At 54.6% G+C, this 18,251-nt stretch carries 16 protein-coding genes; 9 read left to right on the forward strand and 7 right to left on the reverse strand.

The window, feature by feature from the left end:
* The first annotated feature begins 27 nt into the window (after window positions 1-27).
* The 4 genes from ACZ41M_RS08590 to ACZ41M_RS08605 all read left to right on the forward strand — a co-directional run bounded on the left by ACZ41M_RS08590 (window position 28) and on the right by ACZ41M_RS08605 (window position 3,269).
* Window positions 28-1,266 (forward strand): class I SAM-dependent methyltransferase, encoded by a 1,239-nt coding sequence (locus ACZ41M_RS08590; RefSeq protein WP_464737491.1) that lies wholly within the window; start codon window positions 28-30, stop codon window positions 1,264-1,266.
* Between the two features lie 17 nt (window positions 1,267-1,283).
* Window positions 1,284-2,237: a D-2-hydroxyacid dehydrogenase gene (locus ACZ41M_RS08595; RefSeq protein ID WP_464731562.1), complete on the forward strand. Its 954-nt coding sequence runs from the start codon at window positions 1,284-1,286 to the stop codon at window positions 2,235-2,237.
* Window position 2,238: 1 nt separating this feature from the next.
* The gene (locus ACZ41M_RS08600) at window positions 2,239-2,688 is read left to right on the forward strand and encodes an N-acetyltransferase family protein (RefSeq protein ID WP_464731561.1); all 450 of its coding nucleotides are present in this window, start codon (window positions 2,239-2,241) and stop codon (window positions 2,686-2,688) included.
* Between the two features lie 80 nt (window positions 2,689-2,768).
* Window positions 2,769-3,269: an REP-associated tyrosine transposase gene (locus ACZ41M_RS08605; RefSeq protein WP_464731560.1), complete on the forward strand. Its 501-nt coding sequence runs from the start codon at window positions 2,769-2,771 to the stop codon at window positions 3,267-3,269.
* 105 nt (window positions 3,270-3,374) lie between these two features.
* Here ACZ41M_RS08605 and ACZ41M_RS08610 read toward each other — a convergent pair whose 3' ends face one another.
* Together ACZ41M_RS08610 and ACZ41M_RS08615 are read right to left on the reverse strand one after the other, a co-directional pair.
* On the reverse strand, window positions 3,375-4,037 hold the full coding sequence (locus tag ACZ41M_RS08610; RefSeq protein WP_464731559.1) for an acetyltransferase: 663 nt from the start codon (window positions 4,035-4,037) through the stop codon (window positions 3,375-3,377).
* A 113-nt stretch (window positions 4,038-4,150) separates the two neighbouring features.
* Window positions 4,151-5,671: a B12-binding domain-containing radical SAM protein gene (locus ACZ41M_RS08615; RefSeq protein WP_464731558.1), complete on the reverse strand. Its 1,521-nt coding sequence runs from the start codon at window positions 5,669-5,671 to the stop codon at window positions 4,151-4,153.
* Window positions 5,672-5,727: 56 nt separating this feature from the next.
* Here ACZ41M_RS08615 and ACZ41M_RS08620 point away from each other — a divergent pair, with 56 nt between their 5' ends.
* Window positions 5,728-6,117 (forward strand): ACT domain-containing protein, encoded by a 390-nt coding sequence (locus tag ACZ41M_RS08620; protein WP_464731557.1) that lies wholly within the window; start codon window positions 5,728-5,730, stop codon window positions 6,115-6,117.
* Window positions 6,118-6,126: 9 nt separating this feature from the next.
* Here the strand turns inward: ACZ41M_RS08620 and ACZ41M_RS08625 are convergent, their stop codons facing one another.
* A complete protein-coding gene (locus ACZ41M_RS08625; RefSeq protein WP_464731556.1) occupies window positions 6,127-6,597 on the reverse strand; it encodes an Lrp/AsnC ligand binding domain-containing protein in 471 nt (156 codons plus the stop codon).
* Between the two features lie 123 nt (window positions 6,598-6,720).
* On the opposite strand from ACZ41M_RS08625, the gene putA reads away from it, so the two are divergent.
* Window positions 6,721-10,248 (forward strand): bifunctional proline dehydrogenase/L-glutamate gamma-semialdehyde dehydrogenase PutA, encoded by a 3,528-nt coding sequence (gene putA, locus ACZ41M_RS08630; protein ID WP_464731555.1) that lies wholly within the window; start codon window positions 6,721-6,723, stop codon window positions 10,246-10,248.
* Window positions 10,249-10,586: 338 nt separating this feature from the next.
* On the opposite strand, the gene ACZ41M_RS08635 is transcribed toward putA, so the two are convergent.
* Together ACZ41M_RS08635 and ACZ41M_RS08640 are read right to left on the reverse strand one after the other, a co-directional pair.
* Window positions 10,587-11,768: a branched-chain amino acid ABC transporter substrate-binding protein gene (locus tag ACZ41M_RS08635; protein ID WP_464731554.1), complete on the reverse strand. Its 1,182-nt coding sequence runs from the start codon at window positions 11,766-11,768 to the stop codon at window positions 10,587-10,589.
* 149 nt (window positions 11,769-11,917) lie between these two features.
* Window positions 11,918-12,709, reverse strand: coding sequence for a class II glutamine amidotransferase (locus tag ACZ41M_RS08640; protein WP_464731553.1), 792 nt, complete (start codon window positions 12,707-12,709; stop codon window positions 11,918-11,920).
* Window positions 12,710-12,941: 232 nt separating this feature from the next.
* Between ACZ41M_RS08640 and ACZ41M_RS08645 the strand changes: the two genes are divergently transcribed.
* Complete coding sequence (locus ACZ41M_RS08645) at window positions 12,942-14,057, forward strand: TRAP transporter substrate-binding protein (protein ID WP_464731552.1); 1,116 nt, start codon at window positions 12,942-12,944, stop codon at window positions 14,055-14,057.
* Between the two features lie 128 nt (window positions 14,058-14,185).
* On the opposite strand, the gene ACZ41M_RS08650 is transcribed toward ACZ41M_RS08645, so the two are convergent.
* Together ACZ41M_RS08650 and ACZ41M_RS08655 are read right to left on the reverse strand one after the other, a co-directional pair.
* Window positions 14,186-16,021, reverse strand: a complete 1,836-nt coding sequence (locus ACZ41M_RS08650; RefSeq protein WP_464731551.1) for a TRAP transporter large permease — start codon at window positions 16,019-16,021, stop codon at window positions 14,186-14,188.
* A gap of 18 nt (window positions 16,022-16,039) precedes the next feature.
* Window positions 16,040-16,654: a TRAP transporter small permease subunit gene (locus tag ACZ41M_RS08655; protein ID WP_464737492.1), complete on the reverse strand. Its 615-nt coding sequence runs from the start codon at window positions 16,652-16,654 to the stop codon at window positions 16,040-16,042.
* 355 nt (window positions 16,655-17,009) lie between these two features.
* Here ACZ41M_RS08655 and pyrC point away from each other — a divergent pair, with 355 nt between their 5' ends.
* Together pyrC and ACZ41M_RS08665 are read left to right on the forward strand one after the other, a co-directional pair.
* Window positions 17,010-18,062, forward strand: coding sequence for a dihydroorotase (gene pyrC / locus ACZ41M_RS08660; protein WP_464731549.1), 1,053 nt, complete (start codon window positions 17,010-17,012; stop codon window positions 18,060-18,062).
* On the forward strand, window positions 18,062-18,247 hold the full coding sequence (locus ACZ41M_RS08665; RefSeq protein ID WP_464731548.1) for an NF038104 family lipoprotein: 186 nt from the start codon (window positions 18,062-18,064) through the stop codon (window positions 18,245-18,247). Before pyrC ends, ACZ41M_RS08665 begins: the two co-directional genes overlap by 1 nt.
* Window positions 18,248-18,251 lie beyond the last annotated feature (4 nt).

An 18,251-nucleotide genomic window follows, 5' to 3' on the forward strand; every position in this document is an offset into this window, starting at 1 on the left:
AGAGTGGACGCAGGCAAATGCGTTAAAATGTCATGGACGCTATTTTACTTGAAAAACACCATGATCAACCCGCAGAAAACACAGCCTTCTCAACTGCCCACACCCTCCTCAGCGCAAACCGCGCGCTCGGCACAATTGATCGAGCAGATCAAGCAGCAGATTGCAGCGCAGGGCGGCTGGATGGGTTTTGACCAATACATGAACGCCGCTTTGTACACCCCTGGTTTGGGCTACTACGCGAACGAGCTTTCGCCGTTTTCGATGTGGGCGGAGCAGGGTGACTTCGTCACCGCACCCTTGCTCACGCCACTGTTCGGCGCAACGCTGGCCGAGCAGGCGCTGGAAGTATTTGAGCTGCTGGAAAATGAACCGCCGTGCATCCTCGAATTCGGCGCCGGCACGGGGCGATTGGCCGCCGATATATTGCGCCATTTGGCCGAACGCGGCATCGCCGTGCGCTACCAGATCATGGAACTGTCCGCGACCTTGCAGGCGCAACAGCGCGCGACCATCCACGACGCATTGAGCACCATTGAGCACACGCATCAGATCGAATGGCTCGGCGAACTGCCGCACGCATTTGTCGGACTGATGATTGGTAACGAAGTACTGGATGCCATGCCGGTGCGTCTGATCGGTATGGATAACAGCCTGAGCTTTGAGCGCGGCGTATCGGTTGAACACGATCAACTGGTATGGCAAGACCGCCCCTGCGCCGAAGAATTACCCATGCCCGCCGACTGGCGCGAAGCGTTACGCACCAGCCAAGCGCACTATCTGTCCGAGACACACGAGCAGCAAATTGCCTTTATGCACGCGCTGGCGCACAGTATGCAACGCGGCGTGATAATCATGATCGACTACGGTTTTCCGGCACACGAGTACTACCACCCCGAGCGCAGTCGCGGCACCATGATGTGCCACATCCAGCACGTGGCGCACGACGAGGCGCTGTATTATCCCGGGGTGCAGGACATCACCGCGCATGTGAATTTTTCTGCGCTGCTGCCTGCTGAGGATGCCGATTGGCAGGCCATCGGCTACACTTCTCAGGCGAATTTTTTACTGAATAACGGTATTTTGAATTTACTTGCACAGATTGAACCCGAGCAGCAGCGCGTCCATGCCAACCGCGTACAACGCCTGCTGTCCGAGGCGGAAATGGGCGAGTTGTTCAAAGTTATGGCATGGAGCAAAGGACTGGATTTTGCCGAGGATGAAACGCTGCAGGGATTCATCCGTGGAGATCGTTTGCATCGACTATAACCACAAAGGGAGGTCAAATGACTGGACTGATTTTATCCAAAGACGCCGCGCGCTTTGCCGAGTTGGCGCGCGCACAGCAAGCGGATTTCACCGCACATACGGCGCACAATCTCACCGAGCTGGAGGCGCTGAACATCACACAAACAAACGACGTACAGTGGCTATTGGCCGAGCCATCACTGGCCGCCGCCGTTTTACCGCAGTTGCCCCATCTGCGCTGGCTGCAATCCACTTGGGCGGGCGTAGAGCCGCTGCTCGCCTTGCCGCGACGTGATTACACGCTGACCAATATTCGCGGCGTATTCGCACCGCTGATGGCCGAATTCATCCTCGCACACGCGCTCGCCTACGAGCGCCACGTCATCGCACATCACCATGCACAGCAACAGCGCCGGTGGTTCAACGACGGTCGCAGCTCAACCGTCGGCACACTGCGCAGCAAAACCCTGCTGCTGCTCGGCGTAGGCAGTATCGGCGCAGGCGTGGCGCACACCATGCGCCAAATGGGCATGCGCGTGTTGGGGATTGCCCGCCAGCCTCGTGCGGTCGCGGACATTGAACAGGTCGGCACATTCGCACAGCTACCCGAATTCCTGCCGCAAGCCGATTACGTGATCAACACTCTGCCCAATACCGCGCAAACCCAAGACTTCATCAACGCCGCATTTTTTGCCCAGATGAAGCCCACCGCCGTATTCATCAACGTTGGTCGCGGGCAAGCGGTCATCGAGAACGACCTCGCACAAGCCCTGCGCGACGGCGTGATCGCCCATGCGATACTCGACGTATACCGCGTCGAACCGCTGCCAGACGATCACGTGTTTTGGGACACGCCCAACCTCGTACTCACCTCGCACACCTCCGCGCCGAGTTTTCCGCAGGATATTTTCAAGGTATTTTGGGACAATTACCAACGCTACACTGCGGGGCAAACGCTGCACCACATCGTTGATTTTGCGAAAGGATACTGACATGTTCACCATTCGACCACTCGAAAACACCGCCGAAGACCACGCGCAATGGCTCGAACTGTGGCGCGGGTATTTAGACTTTTACGAAAGTGAAGTCAGCGCTGAAACCACCGCACACAACTGGGCGGGATTTCACGATCCGAGCAGCCCGCTGGACGCGCTCGCCGCCTTTGACGCGAATGGCAAAATGCTCGGCATCGTGCAGACGGTGATGCATGAATCCACATGGTCCGTCGCACCGCGTTGCTACCTGAATGATCTGTACACCATCCCCGAATCACGTGGACAAGGCGTTGGCCGCGCCCTGATCGAAGCGGTCTATGCTATGGCCAAAGCACGAGGCTGCGCCAAAGTGCATTGGTTGACGCATGAATCCAATGTCACTGCGCAGTCGCTGTACGACCAACTCGCGGTGAATGAAGGGTTTATTCAGTATGTGCATGCGTTGTAAAAACAAAGAAAAACGTAGGTCGCCATGAGCGCAGCGAATCGCGACGTATGGAATATCAAATCCAATGAGCGCCACACAAAATGATTAACTACCGACGCGCCTATCATGCCGGAGGCATTTACTTTCCCACCCTCAATCTGTTGGAACGTACGAACAATCATCTATTGATTGATCAGATTGATTTACTCAAAAAAGTGGTGATGGAAGTTCGAAAACGCTACCCCTTTGAAATCCATGCTTGGGTGGTATTGCCCGAACACATGCACATGCTCATGGGCTTGCCCGAAGGTGATGCGGATTTCTCGCAAAGGGTACGATTGATTAAGTCAAATTTTTCACGCCGGATAGCGACAAATGAATTGAGAAGTACCGTTCGGGTGCGACATCAAGAACGTGGCATTTGGCAAAGACGCTTTTGGGAGCACTTAATCCGAGACGAAGCCGATTACCGCGCGCATATGGATTACATTCATTACAATCCGGTCAAACACGGTTGGGTAGCACAGGTCAAAGATTGGCCGTATTCAACCTTTCACCGATGTGTCCAAGAAGGGATTTACCCAGAAAGTTGGGCGGGTTAAATTGCCCCTCAGCCGTGTTATATTGAACACCCATACGTCGCGATTCGCTGCGCTCATGGCGATCTACGGCATCGAGGCTACGCGCTCTTGAACCCCAACAGAATGCTACAAATAAACATCCCCCTCTTGTCTCTGCCGAATTACTCGTGCAGGAGAACCATAAGCCACAGTGTGTGAATGTACCGGCTGCAATACCAACGCGCCAGCACCGATAACAGAGTGCGCTCCGACTGAAACCCCGTGAATCAACGTAGCTCCGATACCAACCGCGGTGAATTGACCAATTCGACAATTTCCTCCCGTAGTCACACCGGGAGCAAGACTGGCAAAATCTTCCAAGACCGCATCATGTGCCAAACTGGCCTTCGTATTCACAATGCAATGTTGTCCAATCTTCGCACCCGCATTGACACAAGCACCAGCCATAACAACCGAGCCCACCCCAATCACTACACTTCGAGCAATAACAGCATGAGGATGAACCACCGAAACAAAAGTCAATTCTGGGCACAACGCTTGAATACGCTTTACCATGCGAAAACGAACAAAGTTATCACCAATAGCAACCACCACCCCATCAATCCAATGGCTTTCCACCAACGAGGGTAAATCCTCCTCCGTACCCAAAACGGTATAGTTCATCATCGAATAACCAATAGGGCGAAATGAATCAACCAAGCCAACGATTTGAGTTTGCCCATTCAATTCGAGTATGTCGATAATCAATTTAGCATGACCTGACGCACCAACAACGATGACCTTGTCCATATATTGTTCCTTTGAACATCAAAACGCTCAAGCAGGTGAGTGCAACGAACGAAACATAATCGTACATTTTGCTCTGTTAAAAATTCGAGCCTGCATGCAATGTAGTCATTTGTCTAACTCAAATGCCTCTCCTGCCGTGTCTGCCCATGTCCGCCCGCTTGCGTGCGCGTCTGCACGGTGAGGCCGCGCGTCATCCACGGCAGTTTGCCTTGTGCGCCGCTGGCGATGTAGTCGTTGGTGACGGCGCTGCGAATGGCGTCGTGTTCGTCCTCGGCTGAGGTGCTGATGAGCCATTCGGCCACGGCGATGTAGAGTTTTTCCAGCGGGATGCTGTGACTACGTTGCCACTGGTTTTTTAAATATTGCGTAAGCTGCGCGAAACGTTCATACGGCTGGTGCTGAACGATCAGCGGCAGTGTCTGCGCGAATCGGCCTGAGTTGGCAATGTGGTCCCAGTATTTGGCAAACAGTTTAAAGTCACTCAGTTCGTCGCACGTGACATCGCGATTTTCAATGATGTCGTACGGCGGTTCGGGGTTGTAATTCATGCGAAACTCGGGCGTATGGCGCGTGATCGGCGTGCCGCGCAGACGTTTTAAAATTCCGAGCTGTATTTCGTGCGCGCCCCATGTGTAGAGTTCGTTAAAGCCACGCGCAAAGCTGTCCATGGTCTCGCTTGGTAATCCGGCGATCAAATCGACGTGTAAATGCGCGGCGCTGTGCTCGCGCAGCCAGCGGATGTTGTCCTGCGCTTTGACGAGGTTGGTTTTGCGCGATATATGGCCTTGCACGGTGGTGTTGAGCGTTTGAATGCCGACTTCAAACTGTAAACTGCCCGGTGGAAATTGTGCAATCGCGTCCTTGAGCATCGCGGGCAGATGGTCGGGCACGACTTCAAAATGTACGAACAGCGGGTCATCGGGCTGCGTATGGATTTTTTCGAGGAAAAAATCGAGGATGCGTCGTCCGGTTTCGGGTTTGAGATTGAACGTGCGATCAACGAATTTGAATGTCCTCGCGCCGCGCTGATACAGTTTGTCCATCTCATCCAAAAATGGTTCGAGCGGGAACGCCCACGCGGTTTTGTCCAGACTGGATAGGCAAAATTCGCATTTAAACGGACAGCCGCGCGAGGCTTCGACGTAGATATTGCGTTTGGCCAAATCGTGATCGGTATACAGGTGATACGGCAAAATCAGCTCGTCCAGTTTGGCCTGCTCGCCCACATGCACTTTCATCAGCGGTTTGGGGCCGTGCAAAATCTGTGTGAGCAGACGCGGCAGGGTGATTTCACCCCAGCCGGTGATGACGTAGTCGGCGAGTTTGCAGATGGCTTGCTCTTCCACTTCGTAGGATACTTCGGGGCCACCGACGATTAGCACGACTTCGGGTGCGCGTTCGCGCAGCGCGCGCATGAGCGCGAGCGTTTCGTTTACATTCCAGATATACACGCCCAGCCCGATGACGCGCGGTTGCGACGAGAGCAGTTCGTCGCACATTTGCTCAATCGGGGTTTTGATGGTGAATTCGATCATGCGCGTGTGCGCCTGATGCGCGCCGAGATTGGCCAGCAGGTAGCGCAGGCCGAGCGAAGCGTGCGAATAGCGTGCATTTAAAGTGGTCAGGATAATCATGGCCCGCATTATATCGTGATATATTAGGCCGTATCATTTGATTAAAAGAGCACACAATGACCCGTTCTATCACCCTGAGCCGCCTACCGAATATGTACGCGATCACACGCCAAGCGCCCGACCGACCATTCCCTCTGTGGTCCAACGGCGCTGGCTTGGTTTCACTCACCCGCACGAAAAACGAGCTGTCCATCGTCTGCGAGCAGTCGCGCGTGCCGCACTCCATCCAGTCATCGACCGATTGGATTGCATTTGCACTCGAAGGCTCGTTTGGTCTGGACGAGCCGGGCATCGTGCTGTCGGTGATTCAACCTTTATCCGAAAACGGCATCGGCGTATTCATGATCTCCACCTACGATGGCGACCACCTGCTGATTCACCACAAGGATTTGACACTGTCCATCAACTTGCTCACCGCAGCGGGACATGTCGTTAAGGATGCATAAACTCATCAACTACGCCACGCCCAAATCCTTCACCGCCTGCATCACGATGTAGGTTGAGGTGTGGCGCACATACGGCAGGCTGGAAATGCGCTCAGCGAGGATATGCCGATAGCTGTTCATATCGCGGCTACGCACCTTGAGCAAATAATCAAAATTCGACGCGACCATGTGGCACTCCTCGATTTCATCGATTTTGTGCGCCGCTTGGTTGAATTCTTGCAACGCCGCCGCGCTGGTATTACTCAACGTCACCTGCACAAACGCGAGGTTCTCGCCCATCAGTTTCCCGTTATCAATTACCGCCGCGTAGTAGCGAATCACGCCTTTATGCATCAGCCGCTCCACGCGCGCCTGTGTCGCAGTGGGTGACAAGCCGACACGCTCGGCCAAACGCGTGTTGGCAATGCGTGCATCGGTGCGCAGGATGTCGATAATCTGAACATCAATCCGGTCAAATTCTCCGCTCAATTCGCCATTCATAGTTAATTCATCTATTCAAAATAAAAATAATTAATAATTTAACCACACAATTTAAATATTTTGGCGAATTTAATCAAGACAAATGTTTACACTTCGGGCATCAATGATCGATTCGGAGTATCCATGAACACCCCAAACCCATACACACCTGAGCAAACCTATCACGCCCTGCTGCACGCCGATTACCAGCACGAGCCTACCATCGTACGCGAACGCATCGGCCAAATTGACTGGAACGGCATGGCGCGCGAGCAAGTCTCCGAGCATGCGCAGGAGCTGGTTCAATCCGTGCGCCAGATCAAAACACCGAGCTGGATGCAAGCGATGCTCAATGAATACCAACTCTCGAACCCCGAAGGTCTGGCGCTGATGAGCTTGGCCGAAGCCGTATTGCGCGTACCCGACGTGGCCACGCGAATGGCGCTGCTCGAAGACAAAGTCGCCGATAAAGACTGGGCAGCGCACAAAAACCAATCGGACAGCACCGTGGTCAACGCCGCTACGCGCGGCTTGATCCTGCTCGAACAGGTGCTGGATGAGCAGCGCAGCGCGAGCGTCATTGGCACGCTGAAAAACCTGATTCGCCGCGTGGGCGAACCGGTGATTGACAAAATTCTTGCGCAGATTTTGAAACAGCTCGGCGGTCAATTCGTCCTTGGACAGACGATTGAAAACGCCTTGGACAACGCCAAACTGCTGCAAGAAAAAGGCTATACCTACTCCTACGACATGCTCGGCGAGGGCGCGAAAACCAAGGACGACGCACGGCGCTATTGGGAATCCTACCGCGATGCGATCATCGCGATTGGCCAGCATTGCAAGCGCGAAAACATCGCCGAAAATCCGGGTATTTCGATCAAACTGTCCGCACTGCATCCGCGCTACGAAGTAGCACAAACCGAAACCGTGATGAGCGAATTGTTGCCTGAAGTGCTCAAACTCGCGCATCTGGCGGCGGATTTCAATATGGGGCTGAACATCGACGCGGAAGAAGCTGAACGACTCGAACTGTCCATGCTGATTATCGAACACATCATGCGCGACGAAACGCTGCGCGAGTGGAAAGGTTTGGGCATCGTGGTGCAGGCGTACAATCCGCGCGCGCCGTATGTGCTCAAGCATCTGTATGCATTGGCGCAAACCCACGATCGCAACATCATGGTGCGTCTGGTCAAAGGCGCGTACTGGGACGCGGAAATCAAGCGCGCGCAAGTGCTGGGGCTGAACACATTCCCCGTATTCACGCGCAAATCGTTCACCGATGTGTCATATCTGGCGTGCGCACGTTTGCTGTTGTCCATGAATGACCGCATCTACGCGCAGTTCGCCACGCACAACGCCCACACCGTGAGTGCGATTTTGCATTTGATTAACGATCAGAAGCACTTCATCCACTACGAATTCCAACGCCTGCACGGCATGGGCGAGGCGCTGCACGAAATCGCCAAAAATCAAAACCTGTACCGCTGCCGCATTTACGCACCGGTCGGCCACCACCACGATCTGCTGTCGTATCTGGTGCGCCGCCTGCTGGAAAACGGCGCGAACGGCTCGTTTGTACATCAGATCGCCAACCTCGACATTCCTGCGGCGGACGTTGCATCCGACCCGATTGCCCGCGCCGAACGCATTTTGGCAGCGAGCGACGAGCCGGTCGAAAACCCCGTGCGTCCGGCGGCAGAACTGTTCCGTCAACGCCAAAATTCGCGCGGCTTTGATCTGAGCCAACGTGTGGTTTTAGACCAATTGATGGCTGAACGCGCACAGTATTGGCAAAGTCGTCCCGCCACTCAGGCAGAGGGCGCACAGCGGATGGCCAGCCACAATCCGGCCAACACCGCCGACATCATCGGTCACGTCGTGCGCACCGAACCGCAGCAAGTGCCAGAGCTGATGGCGCGAGCGCAAGCAGCGCAAGGCGCGTGGGCGCAACGCCCGGTGCAAGAGCGCGCCGAGATTTTGGAGCGCATCGGACACTTATTCGAGGCCAACACCACCGAGCTGCTCGCCTTGCTCACGCGCGAAGCAGGCAAATCGTGGGCGGACGCGGTGGCCGAGCTGCGCGAAGCGGTGGATTTTTGCTACTACTACGCCGCGCAGGCACGCCAGTTGTACACACAAAATCCACTCGAATCACGCGGTGTCATGGTCTGCATCTCGCCGTGGAACTTCCCGCTGGCGATTTTTGCCGGACAAATTGTCGCCAGCCTCGTCATGGGCAACGCGGTGATTGCCAAACCGGCTGAATTAACGCCATTGGTCGCTGAACGCGCGGTGCAATTGATGCACGAAGCGGGCGTGCCGCAAGACGCATTGATCCTCGCGCAAGGGCACGGCGCTGGCATCGGCGCAGCGCTGACCTCGCATCCCGACGTGGCGGGCGTGTGCTTCACCGGCTCCATGCCAACGGCGCAGCGCATTCATCGCGCCTTGGCCGACCACACCGCGCCGAGTTCGTTGCTGATTGCCGAAACCGGTGGCTTGAACGCCATGATCGTTGACTCCACCGCCTTGCCAGAGCAAGCAGTGCGCGACATCATCACCAGCGGTTTCCAAAGCGCGGGGCAGCGCTGCTCGGCGCTGCGCATGCTGTACGTACAAAAAGACATTGCCGACAAACTGCTGACCATGCTCAAAGGCGCGATGGATTGCCTCGTGATCGGTGACCCGGCGGACTTGACCACCGACGTCGGTCCGGTGATTGACGAAGTGCCGCAGAAAAAATTGCAAAGCTATATTGACCAACGCCAAGCGAACGGCCAAGTGCTGCACCAAAAAGCCGTTCCGACTGAACACGCCGCACGCGGTCATTTCATAGCGCCGACCTTGGTTCAGGTCAACGGCATCGCCGATCTGGGCGAAGAAATGTTCGGCCCAATCGTACATTTTGCGACCTTTGACGCGCACGATTTGGAAAAAATTTTGGACGACGTACACGCACAAGGCTACGGCCTGACGCTCGGTCTGCACACGCGCATTGAGCGCCGTGCGCAGGAGCTGACCGGTCGCGCGCACGTGGGCAATATCTACGTCAACCGCAACCAAATCGGTGCGGTGGTCGGCTGCCAACCCTTCGGTGGCTGTGGCTTGTCAGGCACTGGCCCGAAAGCGGGCGGACCGTTGTATCTGACCGCGCTGGCACATCTGCACGAGGACGACAACGCCACCTACACCGACATCCTGACCGCACGACAACTGCCGTGGGACGGCGTGTCGCTTGACAGCCCGACCGGTGAGCGTAACATCTACCGCGTGCGTGGTCGTGGCGAGGTGCTGTGTCTGGGGCCGAGTCTCAAGGATGTGGAGCAACAAATCGTGTTGGCTGCCGCCACGCACAACCGCGCCATCGTGCCGCATTTAATGCTGGAGGAGGCGCTCAAAGACGCCCCTGAATTGGCGCGCTACACCCGTGCGGCGCATGAGTTGAGCGACGCGAGCATTGCCGCCTTTTATGATTTTGACGCGGTGGCGTATTTCGCCGACGATGCACGCGCGCGTGAGATTCGTGAAGGATTATCGAAAATGGAAGGCGCGATCATTCCGTTGATTTCGTCCAACACGCGTCTGCATGATTGGGTACACGAGTTTCATGTCTGTACCGACACCACGGCGGCGGGTGGCAATGCCGAATTACTGGCCTCGCACAGCTAAGGCGCTACGGAAAAAGTAAAAACCTACTTTTGCCGCGCTTGCTGAAAATAAAAATCCAAATCACACAAAGAAAAACCCCAAGCATTCGCTTGGGGTGAGACTGTTTACAAAATGGCTGTTACGCCAAAAACAAAGTTCCGTCATTCCCGCATGATTTTAGCGGGAATCCAGTTTGTTTTCTAACCAATTGTTTTTATTGATTTTCTGGATACCCGCCTACGCGGGTATGACGGTTTTTTTTCTTAGGTTTTGTACCGAATTTCAATATCAATAGGGTTTGTCGGCAATCTAACCCCAAGCATTCGCTTGGGGTTTTTATTGGGATAAGCCTTCAACCATCAACGGGCTTTATCAATCGGCACGAATTCCTTACCCTTTTGTTCCAAAATGGTAATCATGCTGTCTTTGCGCTCGCCGCTTGGTTCAAACGCGATGTTGCCGCTCAAACCTTTGGCTTGAATGCCTTCCATCGCGGCAGCGACTTTGGCCGAGTCGTCGGTTGTACCGGCTTTTTTGATCGCTTCGACCACGGTATAGACCGCATCGTAGGCAAACGGGGCGAAGCCTTGCATTTTTTGCCCGTTAAAGCGTTTTTCAAAACGCTCTTTGAACGCGGCGCCTTCCGGCATTTCAGACAACGGGACACCGGTCACCGAGCAGAGCGTGCCAACGGACGAGTCGCCGGCCAAGGTGATGTAGTTGTCGGTACAGACCGCATCAAACATCAGGATTTTTTGTGTCAAGCCGAGCTCACGCGCTTGTTTGGTGAACGTGGCCGCGGTATCGTCCAAACCACCCCAGACCAGCCCGTCCGCACCGGTTGATTTGACTTTGGTCAAAATGGCTTTGAAATCGGTGGTTTTGTCGGTGGCCGCCTCACGGTACACCACTTCCATGCCGAGTTCTTTGGCCTTGGCTTCGAATTTATCGGCCAGACCTTTGCCATAGGTCGTCGCGTCGTCAATGATCGCTACTTTTTTGATGCCGATTTTGTTGGCGTAGGCAGCCATTGCCGGCCCTTGCATCCCATCGTGCGCCACCATGCGGTACGCAGAATTGGACCCGCTGGCGGTTTTCATTGCTTTGGCCACGACGTCGGGGTTACTCGCGCTCGGCGTGATGGTGAATAGGTTGGCTTTGGCATACACCGGATTGGCCGCCATGGTCACGCCAGAGTTGTAGTGACCGATCACGCCCAATACTTTGCCGTGATCGACAATTTTTTGCGCGGCAATTGTGCCTTGTTTCGGATCGGCGGCGTCGTCTTCGGACAATAACTCAATGGTGTATTTTTTGCCGCCGATTTCTACGCCGCCTTTGGCGTTGATGTCTTCAACAGCCAAACGTGCGCCGCTGTCGTTGTCTTTACCTGCCGTGGCTGTGCCGCCGGACAAAGGCGCGACACTGGCCAGATAAATCACGTCTTTGCCACCGGCAGAGCCGCCGCCTTTATTACATGCGCTCAAACCGCCCACCAGCGCGATCGACAAAATGGCAACAAGGCTGATTTTTTTATTCATGTACGTCTCCTATTATCGATTGAAATATGGATGATGCGAACCACGGTTCATTGGTGTGACCAGTGATTCCGCATAATGGCAATATATACCGAATTAGAAAATCTGTTACATATTTAATTGGTGCAGCGCAGCACGGACAGTACTTCTGTTTAGGCGTTGCGGCAGGCGCACGGCTGACCGTCTTTGAACACGATGAATTCGTTCTGCGCCATTTTATGCCAGGTTTCGTTGTCGGTCAGCGGCTGGGTGGCGATCACCGCGACGCGGTCATCGGGCGTGGTGTGTTCGGAAAAATCAATGCTGACGTCCGCGTCCTTCAGGTGCGCATCGGCAAACGGGTGCTGACGCACGATGTAGTGCAAATCGGTAGAGCAGTGCGCCCACATCGCTTGACCATTGGACAAGCAAAAATTGAATGTGCCGTGCTGCGCGATCTGCGCGACGATGCCATCGAGCGCGGTGGTGATTTCAGCGACTGACGGCGGATTTTTTGCCGTCGCGTTGGGATAGGATGAGCGCAAATGGTGCAACAGCGCGCAAAACGCCGCCTCGCTGTCGGTCACGCCGACCGGCTGATACAAGCCGTCCTCGGGCGCGACAAAGTCCACCAGATTGCCGTTGTGTGCAAACACCCAATGCCGTCCCCACAACTCGCGCATGAACGGGTGACAGTTTTCCAGCGCGACCACGCCTTGCGTTGCTTTGCGGATGTGCGCGATCACGTTAAGCGATTTGATCGGATACGAACGCACCAAATCCGCCACGGGCGAGCTGATGGACGGCTGACTGTCAATCAGCAAGCGACACGCGCGATCCTCGAAAAACGCAATGCCCCAACCATCCGAATGATGATCGGTCAAGCCGCCGCGTTTGGCAAAGCCTTCAAACGAAAACACGATGTCCGTAGGGGTGTTGCAATTCATTCCGAGCAATTGGCACATATCTGATCTGTCGCTATCGAGTTAAAAACCGTTTTATTATAAAAAGATATGACAAATTGATGTCAGAAATTCACCTGCACTGTGTTAAAATTTTCTGCGCAGTTTGGGTGCAATTTGATTATTTAACCGAAATTGCACGATGAAGAGAATAAATTGCCTCGTTTACACGCAATTAAACGCATTAGCCGCGTCGAGGCGAACCGATATTAAACGCAACAAGGAGCATTGCACTATGGAACGTCGATCATTTTTGAAAAAAGCCGGTGTCACAGCAGGCGCGGGTTTATTGGCCGCCTGTTCGGGTAAAGGAGTCACCGCCGCAGCCGGTGGCAGCAACGAAAAAGTAGAATGGACGCTGGCCTCCAGCTTCCCCAAATCCGTGGATGCGATTTTCGGCTCCGCTGAAAAATTCGCCGCCCGCGTGAAAGAATTGACCGGTGGCAACTTCACCATCCACGTCAAAGCCGCCGGCGAAGTCGTTCCGCCACTCGAAGTCTTGGGCGCGGTACAAAACAAAACCGTGCAAATCGGTCAATCCGCCTCCTACTACTACTTTGGCAAAGACGCCACATTTGCCTTTGACACCGCCATTCCGTTCGGCCTGACCGCGCGCCAGCACGTCGCATGGATGATGCACGGCGGCGGTATGGAGCTGATGCGTGAGTTTTTCAAGCAATACAACATCGTCAACTTCTTGGGCGGCAACACCGGCACGCAAATGGGCGGCTGGTATAAAAAAGAAATCAAAACCCTCGCCGATCTAAACGGCCTCAAACTGCGCACCAGCGGCTTTGCCGGCAAAGTCATGTCTAAATTAGGCGTAGTACCGCAGCAATTGCCTGCCGGTGAAATTTACACCGCGTTGGAAAAAGGCACGATTGACGGCGTGGAATGGGTTGGCCCATACGACGACGAAAAACTCGGCTTTTACAAAGTCGCACCGTTTTACTACTACCCCGGCTGGTGGGAAGGCGGCGCGAATCTGTCGTACTACGTCAACGCCGAAGAATACGCCAAACTGCCGGAGAGCTACAAAGCCGCTATCGCCGCCGCCAGCATGGAAGCACAAATTGAAGTGCAATCCAAATACGACGCCAGCAATCCGGCCGCCATGGCCAAACTGCTCGGTGAAGGCGCTAAGCTGCAAAAATTCTCCGACGAAATCATGAGCGCCGCCTTCAAAGCCACGCAAGAAGCCTGTGCCGAAGAAGCCGCCAAAAATCCGAATTTCAAAAAGATTTTCGATAGCTGGCTCGCTTTCCGCCACAACGAAATGCAATGGTTTGGCTTGGCCGAGCGCGCGTACGCCGAGTTCGCCGAAAGCCATCCGTGGAAACCGGGCGCTTAATCGAGTCGTCTTCGTCCGCAACCATCTCGCGCTCATTCGCACTCAGCCTATGGGCGTAGAAGTAAAAAACGCATCCTTTCGGATGCGTTTTTTGTTGCCTCAACCGTACTGCTTCGTACTGCTTCGTACTACTTGCTCGGCACGAAATCAAATGCCGGTGAGCCAGCTCCAGCACCTGTTTTTGGCGCAGGCGCGCTGGCATTGGGTGTGCTGACTGTAGGCGCAGTAGCTTTCGGTGCCGCAGCAGGCGCGCTCGGCTGCGCCGTTGGTTGCGCGGCATTCGGCGCCAAATCCAAAGTCGGTGCAGGAGCTGCCTTCGGTGCGGTCTGATTCACATTCAGATCCAACGGCGTTTGTACCGTCGGGCTACCCGTAGCGCCTGCACCAGCGGCCACCGCTTTTTTATTGGTGTGAATGATGCTCGGTACAAACAAAATCAACGCCACCATCGCCAACTGAATCAACACAAACGGAATCGCGCCGATGTAAATATCCAGCGTGCGAATCGCCTTATCCGCGACCGAGCGCAGATAAATCAGCGCAAAGCCAAACGGCGGATGTAGGAACGAAGTTTGCATATTCACCGCCAGCAGTACGCCGAGCCAGACCAAATCAATCCCCAACTTTTCCGCTACCGGCGCAACCAAGGGCACCAAAATAAACGACAACTCAAAAAACTCAAGGAAAAACGCCAAGACAAAAAACAAAATATTGATGAAAATCAAAAAGCCGATTTTGCCGCCCGGAATATTGCTGAGCAAATGCTCCACCCAGACATTGCCGTTATAGAACTGAAACACCGCGTTGAACACACTTGACCCGATCAGAATCAAAATCACAAAGCTGGTCAGTTTCAAAGTCGAATCCATCCCTTGACGCAGCAAACTCAGATTCAAGCGACCTTTAGCCATCGCCAAAATCACCGCGCCAAGCGCGCCCAAGCCACCACCCTCGGTCGGCGTCGCAATGCCCAAACCAATCGTGCCCAGCACCAAAAAGACCAAGGCCAGCGGCGGAACGAGTACGAACACCACGCGCTGCGCCATGTCGCTCAACATATTCCACTTAAACTTCGCATCCAGTTTCGCCAAAGAATATAACACGACGATCACACCCGCGAGCACCAAAATAAACGCGCGGTTGTACGACTCCTCCGCATTCACCGCGCCGAGCAAATGTTTGCCCTGCGCCACATCCTGCGTCGCCCAATGGTACACGCCCACCGCCAAAGCCACGCCGATTGCCACGATCAAAATCAAGGAACCCACGCCCGAACCACCACGCGCGGTGCGCTTGAAGGTGCGCGCCGATTCAGGCAAAGCAGGAACCCATTTGGGCTTAAAGATTGAAATCATGAAAATATACAGCGCATACAGCCCCATCAGCATCAGGCCGGGTTTAAATGCCGTCTGATACATATCGCCCACCGGTACATTCAACTGACTGGCCAACACGATCAACACCAACGACGGCGGAATGATCTGCGCCAACGTACCCGAAGCCGCAATCACCCCCGTGGCCACGCGATCGTTATAGCCATAACGACGCATCAGTGGCAAAGAAATCAAACCCATCGCAATCACACTCGCTGCAACCACGCCTGTGGTGGCCGCCAACAAACCGCCGACCAAAATAATCGCATAGGCCAGACCGCCGCGCACCGGGCCGAACAGTTGCCCGATGGTGTCGAGCAAATCCTCGGCCATGCCCGATCGCTCCAATATCAGCCCCATAAAGGTAAAAAACGGCACGGCCAGCAGCGTATCGTTCATGATCGCGCTTTGGAACACCCGCCCGGGCAGCGCCTGCAAACTGTTGGGATTATAAATACCGAGCGCAATACCAATCACCGCGAAGGTAAAACCGGTCGCCGCCAACGAAAACGAAATCGGGAAACCCGACAACAGAAAAAACACCAAGCCGACGAACATCAGCGGGGCGATATACTCAATCAAAAATTCCATGTGTGTACTCTATTGTGATTATTGCTTCGGGGTTTGCGTCGCAGCTGTGTCCGCCTGATGTGCCACAAACTCATCTTCCGGTGCCTGTGAACGGCGACGCAGTTGGCTAAACGGAATTAAGCCTTTGAAATACGCCACGCGTTTGATCAACTCTGAAATCGCCTGCACGATCAGCAGTGCAAAGCCAATCGGAATCAGCAATTTAAACGGCCACAACGGCAAAAAGCTATTACCCGTGGTTTCGCCGGAATGCCATGAAAAGCTCAAAAACGACAAACTGTGGTAAAAAATCAAAATCGACACCGGCAGCAAAAACAGAGCGAATCCGATCACATCCATGATCGCCTGTTTGCGCTCGCTCCAGCGCGAGGACAGCAGGTCAATGCGCACGTGCTCGTCCAAACGCAAGGTATACGCCGCGCCGAGCAAAAACATCGCGCCGAATAAAAACAACTGCGTTTCCGACATCGCATTGGCATAGGTTTTGTAAAACGCACTGGTGTCGAATAATTTGCGCAAAATGGCGTTGAGCGAGCACACCAGTACCGCCAACAGAACCGTCCACGACAGATAGCGCCCGATTCGTTCATTCAGTGCGTCAATGAAGCGCGAAATCCGCAAAAGCGTTTGCATAAATCCCTCTTGTTTCATGTAAATAGATCATTGGATTTTTGATGGTCGGCTGAAAACCGAGACAAGATGACCGCCGTTGGCGCCCTAATTCTGATGTGAAATCAAGACCGTAGATCAAAAATCGAGCGGATGATTCTAACACCGGACTGAAACCACGACAACACAAAAAGCCCAAACACTACGAAACATGCACTTAATTCGCCGCAACCTCGCCGAAATATCACCGAATAGCCGATAATTTTAAAAACCCATCTTGAGCGCACAGCGGCACGGACTTGGCAATTTCACCCGACTCGGGTCACGTTATCCGATAAAATGACGTCATTATTTTTTTAAACTCAAACGCGAAACGACCATGAACGCACCCGTCCATTTAGACCTCATTGCGCCAGACGACTGGCATATTCACCTGCGCGACGGCGACGCACTGGCTACCACCGTGCCGCACGCCGCGCGCCAATTCGCCCGCGCCATCGTCATGCCGAATCTCAAACCGCCGGTAACCAACGCCGCTCAGGCGCGTGAATACGCACAGCGCATCATGACGTACGTACCGGCAGGCGTGAATTTTACACCGCTAATGACGCTGTATTTGACTGACCGCACGACGGCGCAGGACATCCAAACCGCGCATGAAGAAGGACTGGTCAAAGCAGTTAAACTCTACCCCGCAGGCGCAACCACCAATTCCGACGCGGGCGTGACCGATCTGGCGCACTGCGACGCGGCGCTGAATAAAATGCAAGCGCTCGGTATGCCGCTGCTGGTACATGGCGAAGTGACCGACGCCGAGATTGACATTTTTGACCGCGAAGCCGTATTCATTGATCGCGTGCTGATTCCATTGCGCGCGCGTTATCCGCAGCTCAAAATCGTCATGGAGCACATCACCACCGCGCAGGCGGCGCAGTACGTCGCCACCGCCGAGGACGGCATCGCCGCGACCTTGACCGCGCATCATCTGCTGTACAACCGCAATCACATGCTGGTCGGCGGCATACGCCCACATTATTTCTGTCTGCCGATTTTGAAACGCGAAACGCATCGCGCGGCTTTATTGAGCGCCGCGACTTCTGGCAATCCGCGCTTTTTCCTCGGTACCGACAGCGCGCCGCACGCGCAGCCGACGAAGGAAACCGCCTGTGGCTGTGCCGGTTGTTACACCGCCTCGCACGCCTTGGAGCTGTACGCCAGCGCATTTGCGCAGGCGAACGCATTGGACCAGCTCGAAGGCTTCGCCAGTCTGCATGGCCCTGCATTTTACGGTTTGCCGATCAATACGCATCGAGTCCGTCTGAGCGCCACACCATCCGCCGTACCCGCTGCGTTTGACTATCTGGGCAACGACACACTCGTACCGCTGAACGCTGGCGAAACGCTGGCGTGGACGTTTGAAGGGCAGATTTAATGCGCACCGTACGATGGCTTCTGATCAGTTTGGCTGCATTGAGTCTGAATGGCTGCGCCGTGATCGCGGTTGCTGATGCGGCTGTTTCGGTCGCCGCCACAGCGGTTAAAACCACGGCAAAAGTAGCGGGTGCGGTGGTGGACGCCGCAATCCCCGATGGCGATAAAAAAGACGAAGACGAGTAATTCA

This window comes from Puribacter membranae (assembly GCF_055380425.1).